12 protein-coding genes are annotated in these 13,217 nt (G+C 70.0%); all 12 read left to right on the top strand.

Annotation, left to right across the window (positions count from 1 at the left end; genetic code table 11):
* Window positions 1-654: 654 nt before the first annotated feature.
* From ABTZ17_RS14025 to nuoL, 12 genes are read left to right on the top strand one after another with little or no spacing between them, the layout of a single operon-like run.
* Window positions 655-1,014 (top strand): NADH-quinone oxidoreductase subunit A, encoded by a 360-nt coding sequence (locus ABTZ17_RS14025; RefSeq protein ID WP_352195828.1) that lies wholly within the window; start codon window positions 655-657, stop codon window positions 1,012-1,014.
* Window positions 1,015-1,026: 12 nt separating this feature from the next.
* Window positions 1,027-1,581, top strand: coding sequence for a NuoB/complex I 20 kDa subunit family protein (locus ABTZ17_RS14020; RefSeq protein ID WP_352195827.1), 555 nt, complete (start codon window positions 1,027-1,029; stop codon window positions 1,579-1,581).
* Window positions 1,578-2,294 (top strand): NADH-quinone oxidoreductase subunit C, encoded by a 717-nt coding sequence (locus ABTZ17_RS14015; RefSeq protein WP_352195826.1) that lies wholly within the window; start codon window positions 1,578-1,580, stop codon window positions 2,292-2,294. The genes ABTZ17_RS14020 and ABTZ17_RS14015 overlap by 4 nt, the downstream gene beginning before the upstream one ends.
* On the top strand, window positions 2,291-3,613 hold the full coding sequence (locus tag ABTZ17_RS14010; RefSeq protein ID WP_352195825.1) for an NADH-quinone oxidoreductase subunit D: 1,323 nt from the start codon (window positions 2,291-2,293) through the stop codon (window positions 3,611-3,613). Before ABTZ17_RS14015 ends, ABTZ17_RS14010 begins: the two co-directional genes overlap by 4 nt.
* Window positions 3,610-4,347 (top strand): NADH-quinone oxidoreductase subunit NuoE, encoded by a 738-nt coding sequence (gene nuoE / locus ABTZ17_RS14005; RefSeq protein ID WP_352195824.1) that lies wholly within the window; start codon window positions 3,610-3,612, stop codon window positions 4,345-4,347. Before ABTZ17_RS14010 ends, nuoE begins: the two co-directional genes overlap by 4 nt.
* Window positions 4,347-5,720 (top strand): NADH-quinone oxidoreductase subunit NuoF, encoded by a 1,374-nt coding sequence (gene nuoF / locus ABTZ17_RS14000; RefSeq protein WP_352195823.1) that lies wholly within the window; start codon window positions 4,347-4,349, stop codon window positions 5,718-5,720. Before nuoE ends, nuoF begins: the two co-directional genes overlap by 1 nt.
* Window positions 5,717-8,230 (top strand): NADH-quinone oxidoreductase subunit G, encoded by a 2,514-nt coding sequence (locus ABTZ17_RS13995; RefSeq protein ID WP_352195822.1) that lies wholly within the window; start codon window positions 5,717-5,719, stop codon window positions 8,228-8,230. Before nuoF ends, ABTZ17_RS13995 begins: the two co-directional genes overlap by 4 nt.
* Window positions 8,227-9,588: an NADH-quinone oxidoreductase subunit NuoH gene (nuoH, locus tag ABTZ17_RS13990; RefSeq protein WP_352195821.1), complete on the top strand. Its 1,362-nt coding sequence runs from the start codon at window positions 8,227-8,229 to the stop codon at window positions 9,586-9,588. The genes ABTZ17_RS13995 and nuoH overlap by 4 nt, the downstream gene beginning before the upstream one ends.
* On the top strand, window positions 9,581-10,204 hold the full coding sequence (nuoI, locus tag ABTZ17_RS13985) for an NADH-quinone oxidoreductase subunit NuoI (protein WP_352195820.1): 624 nt from the start codon (window positions 9,581-9,583) through the stop codon (window positions 10,202-10,204). Before nuoH ends, nuoI begins: the two co-directional genes overlap by 8 nt.
* Entirely contained in the window at window positions 10,201-11,013 is an 813-nt protein-coding gene (locus ABTZ17_RS13980) for an NADH-quinone oxidoreductase subunit J (protein ID WP_352195819.1), read from the top strand. The genes nuoI and ABTZ17_RS13980 overlap by 4 nt, the downstream gene beginning before the upstream one ends.
* Complete coding sequence (gene nuoK, locus ABTZ17_RS13975) at window positions 11,010-11,309, top strand: NADH-quinone oxidoreductase subunit NuoK (protein ID WP_352195818.1); 300 nt, start codon at window positions 11,010-11,012, stop codon at window positions 11,307-11,309. The genes ABTZ17_RS13980 and nuoK overlap by 4 nt, the downstream gene beginning before the upstream one ends.
* A 12-nt stretch (window positions 11,310-11,321) precedes the next feature.
* A complete protein-coding gene (nuoL, locus tag ABTZ17_RS13970; RefSeq protein ID WP_352195817.1) occupies window positions 11,322-13,217 on the top strand; it encodes an NADH-quinone oxidoreductase subunit L in 1,896 nt (631 codons plus the stop codon).

Below are 13,217 nucleotides of genomic sequence, written 5' to 3'. Positions count from 1 at the left end.
CGCGAACCGGGCGTGTTGCCCCGCTCATTGACGGCACAACGGGCGAATCGGACAGGCCGTCACAAGGCTGTGATCATGGGTTTTCAGCAATAAGTCCGAATTGATCCGGTGCCTACCATCCGTCGGCAAGGATGGCCAAGCCCCCTTTTGCCGCCACGGAGACCGAGTGGCGCAGGTCACAGGAACATCACGGAGTCCGGGTCGAAATCCGGCCGGCCCCCGCTCGTGAACGCACGCACGCGGGGATCCGTGGAAGAAGGGCGTCCACTCCGCTCCCCGAGGGGTCCCCCGCACGAGCGATGGCAGTCCGTATACCACTCGCACGACCGTGCACAAAATTTGCATGCAGTTACCACGGTTTGATAGGGGAACCGGCCGCGGACCAGCGAGAACGCCCCTCGATGTCACCTTTGGTGATCATGCGAGTGCTTCGCGTGTATAGATCACCGGTCATCTGACTTCATGATCGTTCGTCAGGTGGTGGAGATCACAAATCAGTTGGCGTTACCCGTGTCGCAGATCACAGATGTACAGGCATAGGATGCGGGGCAGTCCGGCTTGTGAACTGCCTCACATGTACACGATCTTCGCGAGGCGGGACATGCGCCGGCGATGCGGTCCAACGGTCAAGGACGACTGGAAGGAGCGAGGAGCGTGAATGCCTACGCGCCCATCCTCGTGCTCGGCGCCCTCGGGGCAGGGTTTGCGATCTTCTCCGTGGTCATGGCCACGCTGATCGGCCCCCGGCGGTACAACCGGGCGAAGCTCGAAGCCTACGAGTGCGGGGTCGAACCCACTCCCATGCCGGCGGGCGGCGGGCGTTTCCCGATCAAGTACTACCTCACGGCGATGCTGTTCATCGTCTTCGACATCGAGATCGTCTTCCTCTACCCCTGGGCCGTCACCTTCGACTCCCTGGGGATCTTCGGGCTCGTGGAGATGTTGCTCTTCGTGCTCACCGTCTTCGTCGCGTACGCGTACGTGTGGCGTCGCGGCGGCCTGGAATGGGACTGAGGGGCTGAACCCATGGGACTCGAAGAAAAACTGCCGAGCGGCTTCCTGCTGACCACCGTCGAGCAGGCCGCGGGATGGGTGCGCAAGGCGTCCGTCTTCCCCGCCACCTTCGGCCTCGCCTGCTGCGCCATCGAGATGATGACCACCGGCGCCGGCCGCTACGACCTCGCCCGCTTCGGCATGGAGGTGTTCCGGGGCTCCCCGCGCCAGGCCGACCTCCTGATCATCGCCGGCCGCGTCAGCCAGAAGATGGCCCCCGTCGTCCGCCAGGTCTACGACCAGATGGCAGAGCCGAAGTGGGTCATCTCCATGGGCGTCTGCGCCTCCTCCGGAGGCATGTTCAACAACTACGCGATCGTCCAGGGCGTCGACCACATCATGCCCGTGGACATCTACCTCCCCGGCTGCCCGCCCCGCCCCGAGGCGCTGATGGACGCGATCCTCAAGCTCCACCAGAAGATCCAGACCTCCAAGCTCGGCGTGAACCGGGAAGAGGCGGCCCGGGAGGCGGAGGAAGCGGCCCTGAAGGCGCTCCCCACCATCGAGATGAAGGGCCTGCTGCGGTGACCGAGGACCCCACGGCCGAGAGCGGCAACGTTCCTGCCCCCCGGAACCAGGGCGGCGAGGTGATCGGCGTCCGCACCGGGATGTTCGGCGCCCGTGACGGCTCCGACACCAGCGGCTACGGCGGCCTGGTCCGGACCGTGGCCATGCCCGGCCCGTCCGCCCGCCCCTACGGCTCCTACTTCGACGAGGTCGCCGACGAACTCGAAGGCGCCCTCGACGAGCAGGACCTGCTGCCCGCCAACGCCATCGAGAAGACCGTCGTGGACCGCGGGGAGCTCACCTTCCACATCGCCCCCGAGCACCTGGTCCGGGTGGCCCGCACCCTCCGCGACGACCCCGCGCTGCGCTTCGAGCTCTGTACCGGCGTCTCGGGGGTCCACTTCCCGGCGGACAAGGGCCGCGAGCTGCACGCCGTCTACCACCTGCGCTCGGTGACCCACGGCCGGCTGATCCGGCTGGAGGTCTCCGTCCCCGAGAACGACCCCCGGGTCCCCTCCCTCGTCGAGGTCTATCCGACCAACGACTGGCACGAGCGGGAGACGTACGACTTCTTCGGGATCCTCTTCGACGGACACCCGGCCCTCACGCGGATCATGATGCCCGACGACTGGCAGGGCCACCCCCAGCGCAAGGACTACCCGCTCGGCGGGATCGCCGTCGAGTACAAGGGCGCCCAGATCCCGGCTCCCGACCAGCGGAGGTCGTACTCGTGAGCACTTCGCCTGCCTCGCCCCGTGAAACCACCGAGGGCACCGTCTACACCGTCACCGGCGGGGACTGGGACGAGCTCGTCCGCTCCGCGGTCAAGGCCGACGACGAGCGCATCGTCGTCAACATGGGCCCCCAGCACCCCTCCACCCACGGCGTGCTGCGCCTGATCCTGGAGATCGACGGCGAGACCGTCACCGAGGCCCGCTGCGGCATCGGCTACCTCCACACCGGAATCGAGAAGAGCCTCGAATTCCGCACCTGGACCCAGGGCACCACCTTCGTCACGCGCATGGACTACCTCACCTCGTTCTTCAACGAGACGGTGTACTGCCTCGGCGTGGAGAAGCTCCTCGGCATCACCGAAGAGGTCCCCGACCGGGCCTCCGTGATCCGCGTGATCCTCATGGAGCTCAACCGGATCGCCTCGCACCTGGTCTGCATCGCCACCGGCGGCATGGAACTCGGCGCCACCACGATGATGATCTACGGCTTCCGCGACCGCGAGATGATCCTCGACATCTACGAGCTGATCACCGGCCTGCGCATGAACCACGCGTACGTCCGGCCCGGCGGCCTCGCCCAGGACCTGCCCCCCGGCGCCGTGGACCAGCTCCGCGACTTCGTGAAGACCATGCACAAGAACCTGCCGGAGTACGACAAGCTCGCCACCGGCAACCCCATCTTCAAGGCCCGCATGCAGGACGTCGGCTACCTCGACCTCACCGGCTGCATGGCCCTCGGCGCCACCGGCCCGGTCCTGCGCTCCGCGGGCCTGCCGCACGACCTCCGCAAGAGCGCCCCCTACTGCGGCTACGAGAACTACGAGTTCGAGGTCGCCACCGCCGACACCTGCGACGCCTACGGCCGCTTCCTCGTCCGCATGGAGGAGATGCGCCAGTCCCTGCGGATCGTCGAGCAGTGCCTGGAACGCCTGGAGCCCGGCCCCGTCATGGTCGGCGACAAGAAGATCGCCTGGCCCGCCCAGCTCGCCCTCGGCCCCGACGGCCTCGGCAACTCCCTCGACCACATCAAGAAGATCATGGGCACCTCCATGGAAGCCCTGATCCACCACTTCAAGCTGGTCACCGAGGGCTTCCGGGTCCCGCCCGGCCAGATCTACGAGGCCGTGGAATCCCCCAAGGGAGAACTCGGCGTCCACATGGTCTCCGACGGAGCCACCCGGCCCTACCGGGTGCACTTCCGGGAGCCGTCCTTCACCAACCTGCAGGCCATGGCCGCGATGTGCGAGGGCGGCCAGGTCGCCGACGTCATCGTCGCCGTCGCCTCCATCGACCCCGTGATGGGAGGCGTCGACCGATGACCGACGTTCCGCTCGGCATGCCGCAACTCCCGGCACCCGACTACCCCGAGGGGGTACGGGCCCGCCTGGAGGCCGATGCCCGGGAGGTGATCGCCCGCTACCCGGACAGCCGCTCCGCCCTGCTCCCCCTGCTCCACCTCGTGCAGTCGGAGGAGGGGTACGTCTCCCGCACCGGCATGCGCTTCTGTGCCGAGATGCTCGACCTCACCACCGCCGAGGTGACGGCCGTCGCCACCTTCTACACCATGTACCGGCGCAAGCCCTCCGGCGAATACCAGGTCGGGGTCTGCACCAACACCCTGTGCGCGGTCATGGGCGGCGACGCCATCTTCGAGGAGCTCCAGGAGCACCTCGGGGTCGGCAACAACGGCACCACCGACGACGGCAAGATCACCCTCGAACACATCGAGTGCAACGCGGCCTGCGACTTCGCCCCCGTGGTGATGGTCAACTGGGAGTTCTTCGACAACCAGACCCCCCGCTCCGCCAAGGAGCTCGTCGACGACCTCCGCGCCGGCCACCCCGTCGAACCCACCCGCGGCGCCCCCCTGTGCACCTACAAGGAGACCGCCCGGATCCTCGCGGGCTTCCCCGACACTCGCGAAGGCGCCGTGCACGCCACCGGCGGAGCGGGCCCCGCCTCCCTGATCGGCCTCCGACTGGCCCGCGGCGAAGCCGCCCACGCCCCGATCGTGCACCCGCGCGGCGAGACCACCACCGAGGGAGGGGAGTGATGAGCGTGTCCTCACCGGAGAACCTCGGCGGGACCTCCCGGCCCGGCAGCGGATCCGACAGCCCCGAGAAGCTGCTCGCACCCGTACTGTCCGCCTTCTGGGACGACCCCGAGTCCTGGACCCTGTCCACCTACCTGCGCCACGAGGGCTACCAGGGCCTGCGCAAGGCCCTGGCCATGAGCCCCGACGACCTCATCGCGTACGTCAAGGACTCCGGTCTGCGCGGCCGAGGCGGCGCGGGCTTCCCCACCGGCATGAAGTGGCAGTTCATCCCGCAGGGCGACGGCAAGCCCCACTACCTCGTGGTCAACGCCGACGAGTCCGAGCCCGGCACCTGCAAGGACATCCCGCTCCTCTTCGCCAACCCGCACTCCCTCATCGAGGGAATGATCATCGCCTGCTACGCGATCCGCTCCGAGCACGCCTTCATCTACCTCCGCGGCGAGGTCGTGCCCGTCCTGCGCCGCCTGCACGAGGCGGTCCGCGAGGCGTACGAGGCCGGCTACCTCGGCGAGGACGTCCTCGGCAGCGGACTCAAGCTCGACATCACCGTCCACGCCGGCGCCGGCGCGTACATCTGCGGTGAGGAGACCGCCCTCCTCGACTCCCTCGAAGGGCGCCGCGGCCAGCCCCGGCTCCGCCCGCCCTTCCCGGCCGTCGAGGGCCTGTACGCCTGCCCCACCGTCGTGAACAACGTCGAGTCCATCGCCTCCGTGCCCGCGATCCTCAACCGCGGCAAGGACTGGTTCAAGTCGATGGGCACCGAGAAGTCCCCCGGCTTCACCCTCTACTCCCTCTCCGGGCACGTGGCGGGCCCCGGCCAGTACGAAGCCCCCCTGGGCATCACCCTGCGCCAGCTCCTCGACATGAGCGGCGGCATGCGCCCCGGGCACCGGCTCAAGTTCTGGACCCCCGGCGGCTCCTCCACCCCCATGTTCACCGACGAGCACCTCGACGTGCCCCTCGACTACGAGGGCGTCGGCGCCGCCGGCTCCATGCTCGGCACCAAGGCGCTCCAGTGCTTCGACGAGACCACCTGCGTGGTCCGCGCCGTCACCCGCTGGACCGAGTTCTACGCCCACGAGTCCTGCGGCAAGTGCACCCCCTGCCGCGAGGGCACCTACTGGCTGGTCCAGCTCCTCCGCGACATCGAAGCCGGCAAGGGCTCCCTCGCCGACCTCGACAAGCTCCACGACATCGCCGACAACATCAACGGCAAGTCGTTCTGCGCCCTCGGCGACGGCGCCGCCAGCCCCATCTTCTCCTCGCTCCAGTACTTCCGCGACGAGTACGAGCAGCACATCACGGGCGGGGGCTGCCCCTTCGACCCGGCGAAGTCGACCCTCTGGGCCGACACGGAGGTGACCGCATGACCGTGACCAGCAGCGCCCCCGCCGGGGGCGGCGAGGCGGCCGCCCCCCGCGAAGACCTGGTCTCCCTCACCATCGACGGGATCCCCCTGTCGGTGCCCAAGGGCACCCTGGTCATCCGGGCCGCCGAACAGCTCGGCATCGAGATCCCCCGGTTCTGCGACCACCCCCTCCTCGACCCCGCGGGCGCCTGCCGCCAGTGCATCGTCGAGGTCGAAGGCCAGCGCAAGCCCATGGCCTCCTGCACCATTACCTGCACCGACGGCATGGTGGTCCGGACCCAGCTCACCTCCCCCGTGGCCGACAAGGCCCAGCGCGGGGTCATGGAGCTGCTCCTCATCAACCACCCGCTGGACTGCCCCGTCTGCGACAAGGGCGGCGAATGCCCCCTGCAGAACCAGGCCGTCTCCCACGGCAACGCCGAATCCCGCTTCGAAGGCCGCAAGCGCACCTACGAGAAGCCGGTCCCCGTCTCCACCCAGGTCCTCCTGGACCGGGAACGCTGCGTGCTCTGCGCCCGCTGCACCCGCTTCTCCAACCAGGTCGCCGGCGACCCGATGATCGAACTCCTCGAACGCGGCGCCCTCCAGCAGGTCGGCACCGGCGAAGGCGACCCCTTCGAGTCCTACTTCTCCGGCAACACCATCCAGATCTGCCCGGTCGGCGCGCTCACCTCCGCCGCCTACCGCTTCCGCTCCCGCCCCTTCGACCTCGTCTCCTCCCCGAGCGTCTGCGAACACTGCTCCGGCGGCTGCGCCACCCGCACCGACCACCGGCGCGGCAAGGTGCTCCGACGGCTCGCCGCCGAGGACCCCGAGGTCAACGAGGAGTGGATCTGCGACAAGGGCCGCTTCGGCTTCCGCTACGCCCAGCGCCCCGACCGCCTCACCACCCCCCTGGTCCGCGACCCCGCCACCGGCGAACTCCACGAAGCCAGTTGGCCCGAGGCCCTCGAAGCCGCCGCCCGCGGCCTGGCCGCCGCCCGAGGCCGCGCCGGAGTCCTCACCGGCGGCCGCCTCACCGTCGAGGACGCCTACGCCTACGCCAAGTTCGCCCGCGTCGTCCTCGACACCAACGACATCGACTTCCGGGCCCGCGTCCACAGCGCCGAGGAAGCCGACTTCCTCGCCGCCACCGTCGCCGGACACGGCACCGACCTCGACGGCGAAGGCGTCACCTACACCGCCCTGGAGAAGGCACCCGCCGTCCTCCTCGCCGGACTCGAAGCGGAGGAAGAGGCCCCCGGCGTCTTCCTGCGGCTCCGCAAGGCCCACCGCAAGCACAAGCAGCGGACCTTCGGCCTCACCGCCTTCGCCACCCGCGGCCTCACCAAGGCCGGCGGCACCCTCCTCGCCGCCGCCCCCGGCACCGAACCCGAATGGCTGGACGCCCTCGCCTCCGGCACCGGACTCGACCCCGCCGGCACCGAAGCCGCCGAGGCCCTGCGCGCCCCCGGCGCCGTCATCCTCGCCGGCGAACGGCTCGCCGCCGTCCCCGGCGCCCTGACCGCCGCCGTCCGCGCCGCCGCCGCCACCGGCGCCCGCCTCGTCTGGATCCCCCGGCGGGCCGGCGAACGCGCCGCCGTCGAAGCGGGCGCCCTGCCCTCGCTGCTCCCCGGCGCCCGCCCGGCCACCGACCCGCGGGCCCGCGAAGAGGTCGCCGACGCCTGGGGCCTGGACGAACTCCCGCACCGCTACGGCCGCGACACCGGCCAGATCATCGAGGCCGCCGCCGGCCGCGAACTCGGCGCCCTGCTCGTCGCGGGCGTCGAACTCGCCGACCTGCCCGACCCCGCCCGCGCCCGCGAAGCCGTCCGGGAAGCCTTCACCGTCGCCCTGGAACTGCGCCCCAGCGAGGTCACCGACCACGCCGACGTCGTCTTCCCGGTCGCCGCCGTCGTCGAGAAGGCCGGCACCTTCCTCACCTGGGAAGGCCGCGTCCGCCCCTTCGAAGCGGCCGTCAAGCCCGACCACATGACCCGCACCCTCGCCCCCGCCGACCTCCGCGTCCTGCACATGCTGGCCGACGCCGCCGACCGGCCCCTGGGCCTGCCCGACGTGCACGCCGTCCGCCGCGAGTTCGACGCCCTCGGCCCCTGGACCGGCCCCCGCGCCACCGAGGACCCCGTCCGCCCCGAACCCCTGCCCCGGCCCGCCGCGGGCGAGGCGGTCCTCGCCGGACACCGGCTCCTCCTCGACCGCGGCCGCCTCCAGGAAGGGGACGACGCCCTCGCCGGCACCCGGCACGCCGCCGAAGCCCGGCTCTCCGCCGCCACGGCCGCCGAGACCGGGGTCGAGAACGGCGACCTGCTCGCCGTCACCGGCCCCGCGGGCACCACCGAACTCCCGCTCCGGATCACCGGCATGCCCGACCGCGTGGTCTGGCTCCCGCTGAACTCCACCGGCGGCGGAGTCCTCTCGGACACCGGTGCCCGGCCGGGCACCCTCGTCCGCATCGGCCCGGCCGTACCCGCGGCCCGGCCCAGCGACGGCACGCCGGAGGTGCGCGCGTGAACGCGGTAGAACTGGCCGCGGAGGACCTGTCCCTCTTCGGCCGCGACGTGTGGTGGCTGGTCGTCCTGAAGGCGGTGTTCTGCTTCGCCTTCCTGATGGTCACCGTGCTCCTGTCCATCGTGTGGGAGCGCAAGGTCGTCGCCTGGATGCAGCTGCGCATCGGCCCCAACCGGCACGGCCCCTGGGGCCTCCTCCAGTCCCTCGCCGACGGCGTCAAGCTGATGCTGAAGGAAGACCTCGTCGTCAAGCGCGCCGACAAGGTCGTCTACATCCTCGCCCCCATCGTCGCCGCGGTCCCGGCGTTCATGGCCATCGCCGTGATCCCCTTCGGACCCCCCGGCAACGAGGTCTCCATCTTCGGCCAGCGCACCACCATGCAGCTGACCGACCTGCCCATCGCGATGCTCTACATCCTCGCGGTGGCCTCCGTCGGCATCTACGGCATCGTGCTCGCGGGCTGGTCCTCCGGCTCCACGTACCCGCTGCTCGGCGGACTCCGCTCCTGCGCGCAGATGATCTCCTACGAGATCGCCATGGGCGCCGCCTTCGCCTCGGTGTTCCTCTACTCCGGATCCATGTCCACCTCCGCGATCGTGGAGGCCCAGCAGGACCGCTGGTTCGTGATCCTGCTGCCGGTGTCCTTCCTGATCTACGTGATCACGATGGTCGGCGAGACCAACCGCGCCCCCTTCGACATGCCCGAGTCCGAGGGCGACCTGGTCGGCGGCTTCAACACCGAGTACTCCTCGATCAAGTTCGCGATGTTCATGCTCGCCGAGTACGTCAACATGGTCACCGTCTCCGCGGTCTCCGTCACCCTCTTCCTCGGCGGCTGGCGGGCCCCGGCCCCGATCTCCACCTACTGGGAGGGCGCGAACCACGGCTGGTGGCCGATGCTCTGGTTCGTCCTCAAGGTGCAGGTCCTCCTCTTCTTCTTCATCTGGCTCCGCGGCACCCTGCCCCGGGTCCGCTACGACCAGCTGATGAAGCTCGGCTGGAAGGTGCTCATCCCGGTCTCCGTGGTCTGGCTCATGCTCGTCGCCACCGTCCGGGCCCTGCGCAACGAGAACTACGACTTCCAGTCGATCGTGCTGTACGTCGGCGGGGCCGTCCTCGGCATCCTGCTGATCTCCCTGGTGGTGGACGTGATCCGGGACCGCAGGGGCGCCGCGAAAGCGACCGCCCCCACCGCCCCGGCCGAGTTCGACCCCATGGCGGGCGGCTACCCCGTGCCGCCCCTGCCCGGCCAGACCCTTCCGCCGGTACCGCGCCGACGGCCCCGCGGCGACCGCGAACTGATCGCCAGCGGCGGGACCCAGACCGACAGTGACCGAGAGGAGGGTGCCGGGAATGTCTGACGAGAAATGGCAGAACCCGGTCGCCGGCTTCGGCGTGACCTTCAAGGCCATGTTCAAGAAGCGGCTGACCGAGCAGTACCCGGAGCAGCCGAAGACCACCGCCCCCCGCTTCCACGGGCGGCACCAGCTCAACCGCCACCCCGACGGCCTGGAGAAGTGCATCGGGTGCGAGCTGTGCGCCTGGGCCTGTCCGGCCGACGCCATCTACGTGGAGGGCGCGGACAACACCGAGGAGGAGCGCTACTCCCCGGGCGAGCGCTACGGCCGCGTCTACCAGATCAACTACGCCCGCTGCATCCTCTGCGGGCTCTGCGTGGAGGCCTGCCCCACCCGCGCCCTCACCATGACCAACGAGTTCGAACTCGCCGACTCCAGCCGCCAGTCGCTCATCTACACCAAGGAGCAGCTGCTGGTCGGACTCACCGAGGGCATGGTGGACAGCCCGCACGCCATCCACCCCGGCACCGACGAGCAGGACTACTACCGCGGCCTCGTCACCGCGGCCGCCCCCGACACGGTCCGCCAGACCGCCGTCTCCCAGGGCGAGACCCCCGCCGACCCCTCCGACGCCTCCGACGCCACCGGCGCCGGGAAGCCCGAGGAGGTACAGGCGTGAGCGCGATCGCGGCCGCCGCCTCGACCACCTCCACCGGCGAGGCGGTGCAGTTCTGGATCCTCGGCACCGTGGCCGTCATCGGCGCGCTGAGCACCATCCTGCTCAAGCGGGCCGTGCATAGCGCCCTGTCGCTGGCCGGCACGATGATCATCCTGGCGGTGTTCTACCTCGCCAACGGCGCCTACTTCCTGGGCATCGTCCAGGTCGTCGTCTACACCGGCGCCATCATGATGCTGTTCCTCTTCGTGGTGATGCTCGTCGGCGTCACCGCCGCGGACTCCCTCAAGGAGACCCTGAAGGGGCAGCGCCGGCTGGCCCTGCTGTGCGGCCTCGGCTTCGGCGTCCTGCTGATCGGCGGCATCGGTAACGCCGGCCTGAAGACCTTCAACGGACTCGGCCGGGTCAACTCCGGCGGACACGTCGAGGCCCTGGCCGAGCTGATCTTCACCAAGTACGTGTTCGCCTTCGAGCTCACCGGCGCCCTGCTCATCACGGCGGCGGTCGGCGCGATGGTGCTCACCCACCGCGAGCGCACCGAGCGCGCCGCCACCCAGCGCGAGCAGGCCGAACGGCGGGTCCGCGAGGGCAAGCAGGTCACCCCGCTGCCCGCGCCCGGCGTCTACGCCCGGCACAACGCCGTGGACGTGGCCGGTCTGCTGCCCGACGGCACCCCGTCCGAGCTGACGGTCAACCAGACCCTGCGGGCCCGCGGTCAGATCCGCGACGTGTCCCCGGAGGCACTGAGCGACCTGAAGGCCCTGGAGCAGCGCTCCGCGGAGCGCCTCGGCCGTGAGGAGGCGGCGAAGTGAACCCGGTCAACTACCTCTACCTGGCCGCCCTGCTGTTCACCATCGGTGCCGCGGGCGTCCTGGTCCGGCGGAACGCCATCGTGCTGTTCATGTGCGTGGAGCTCATGCTCAACGCCTGCAACCTGGCCCTGGTGACGTTCTCCCGCATGCACGGCAACCTCGACGGCCAGATCATCGCCTTCTTCGTGATGGTGGTCGCCGCCGCGGAGGTCGTGGTCGGCCTCGCGATCATCGTGTCCCTGTTCCGTACCCGCCACTCGGCCTCGGTCGACGACGCCAGCCTGATGAAGCTGTAAGGGGCGTTCACCGTGGAGAATCTGATTGCGCTGCTGGTGGCGGCGCCCCTGCTCGGAGCGGCGGTGCTGCTCTGCGGCGGCCGCCGCCTCGACCGGGTTGGCCACTGGCTGGGCACCCTGCTCGCCGCCGCCTCCTTCGGCATCGCGGTGGTGCTGTTCGCCGACCTGCTGGGTCGGGACGGCGACGACCGGACGCTGTCCCAGCACCTGTTCAGCTGGATCCCCGTCGAGGGCTTCCAGGCGGACATCGCCTTCCAGCTGGACCAGCTGTCGATGACCTTCGTCCTGCTCATCTCCGGGGTGGGCACGCTCATCCACGTGTACTCCATCGGCTACATGGAGCACGACGAGCGCAGGCGCCGCTTCTTCGGCTACCTGAACCTCTTCCTCGCGGCGATGCTGCTGCTGGTCCTCGCCGACAACTACCTCCTGCTGTACTTCGGCTGGGAGGGCGTGGGCCTGGCCTCGTACCTGCTGATCGGGTTCTGGCAGCACAAGCCCAGCGCGGCCACCGCGGCGAAGAAGGCGTTCCTGGTCAACCGGGTCGGCGACATCGGCCTGTCGATCGCGATCATGCTGATGTTCACCACCTTCGGGACCTTCGCCTTCGGCGAGGTGCTGGGGGCCGTGGGGGAGACCTCCGAGGGCACGCTGACCGCGATCGGGCTGATGCTGCTGCTGGCGGCCTGCGGCAAGTCGGCCCAGGTGCCGCTGCAGTCCTGGCTCGGGGACGCGATGGAGGGCCCGACCCCGGTCTCGGCCCTGATCCACGCGGCCACCATGGTCACGGCGGGCGTGTACCTGATCGTCCGCTCCGGGGCGATCTTCAACGCCTCCCCGGACGCCCAGCTGGTGGTCACCGTGGTCGGCGCGGTCACGCTCCTCTTCGGTGCGATCGTCGGTTGCGCGAAGGACGACATCAAGAAGGCCCTGGCGGGCTCCACGATGTCGCAGATCGGCTACATGATCCTGGCCGCGGGCCTCGGCCCCATCGGCTACGCCTTCGCGATCATGCACCTGGTCACCCACGGCTTCTTCAAGGCGGGGCTGTTCCTCGGGGCCGGTTCGGTCATGCACGGCATGAACGACGAGGTGGACATGCGCCGCTACGGCGGCCTGCGGAAGTACATGCCGGTCACCTTCGTCACCTTCGGCCTCGGCTACCTGGCCATCATCGGCTTCCCCGGCCTGTCCGGCTTCTGGTCCAAGGACAAGATCATCGAGGCGGCCTTCGCGAAGGGCGGCACCGAGGGCTGGATCCTCGGCGCGGTCACCCTGCTGGGCGCCGCGATCACCGCCTACTACATGACCCGGGTCATGCTGCTGACCTTCTTCGGTGAGAAGCGCTGGCAGCCGGACGCCGAGGGCAACGAGCCGCACCCGCACGAGTCGCCGAAGTCCATGACGCTCCCGATGGTGGTGCTGGCCTTCGGGTCGGTGTTCGCCGGCGGTCTGTTCAGCTGGGGCGACGCCTTCGTCAACTGGCTCAAGCCGGTGACGGAGTTCGAGCACGGACACCCCCCGCTGAGCGCGGCGGCCATCACGGCCTCCACGGTCGTGGTGATGGTCCTCGGGGTCGGCGCGGCCTGGGCCCAGTACGGCCGGAAGCCGGTGCCGGTGGTGGCCCCCCGGGGTTCGCTGCTGACCCGAGCGGCCCGGCGCGACCTCTTCCAGGACGACTTCAACCACGTGGTCCTGGTCCGCGGCGGGGAGCACCTGACCCGTTCGCTGGTGTACGTGGACCACACCCTGGTCGACGGCGTGGTCAACGGCACGGCCGCCTCGGTCGGCGGTCTCTCCGGCCGGCTCCGCAAGCTGCAGAACGGCTACGCCCGCAGCTACGCGGTCTCGATGTTCGGGGGCACGGCGGTCCTGGTCGCCGCGGCCCTGCTGATGAGGGCGGTGTGA

The sequence above is a fragment of the Streptomyces sp. NPDC097619 genome (assembly GCF_040302735.1).
In the GTDB taxonomy this organism is placed as follows: Bacteria; Actinomycetota; Actinomycetes; order Streptomycetales; family Streptomycetaceae; genus Streptomyces.
The sequence above is the reverse complement of the archived record's forward strand: the minus strand, read 5'-3'. Positions and strand labels throughout refer to the sequence as shown.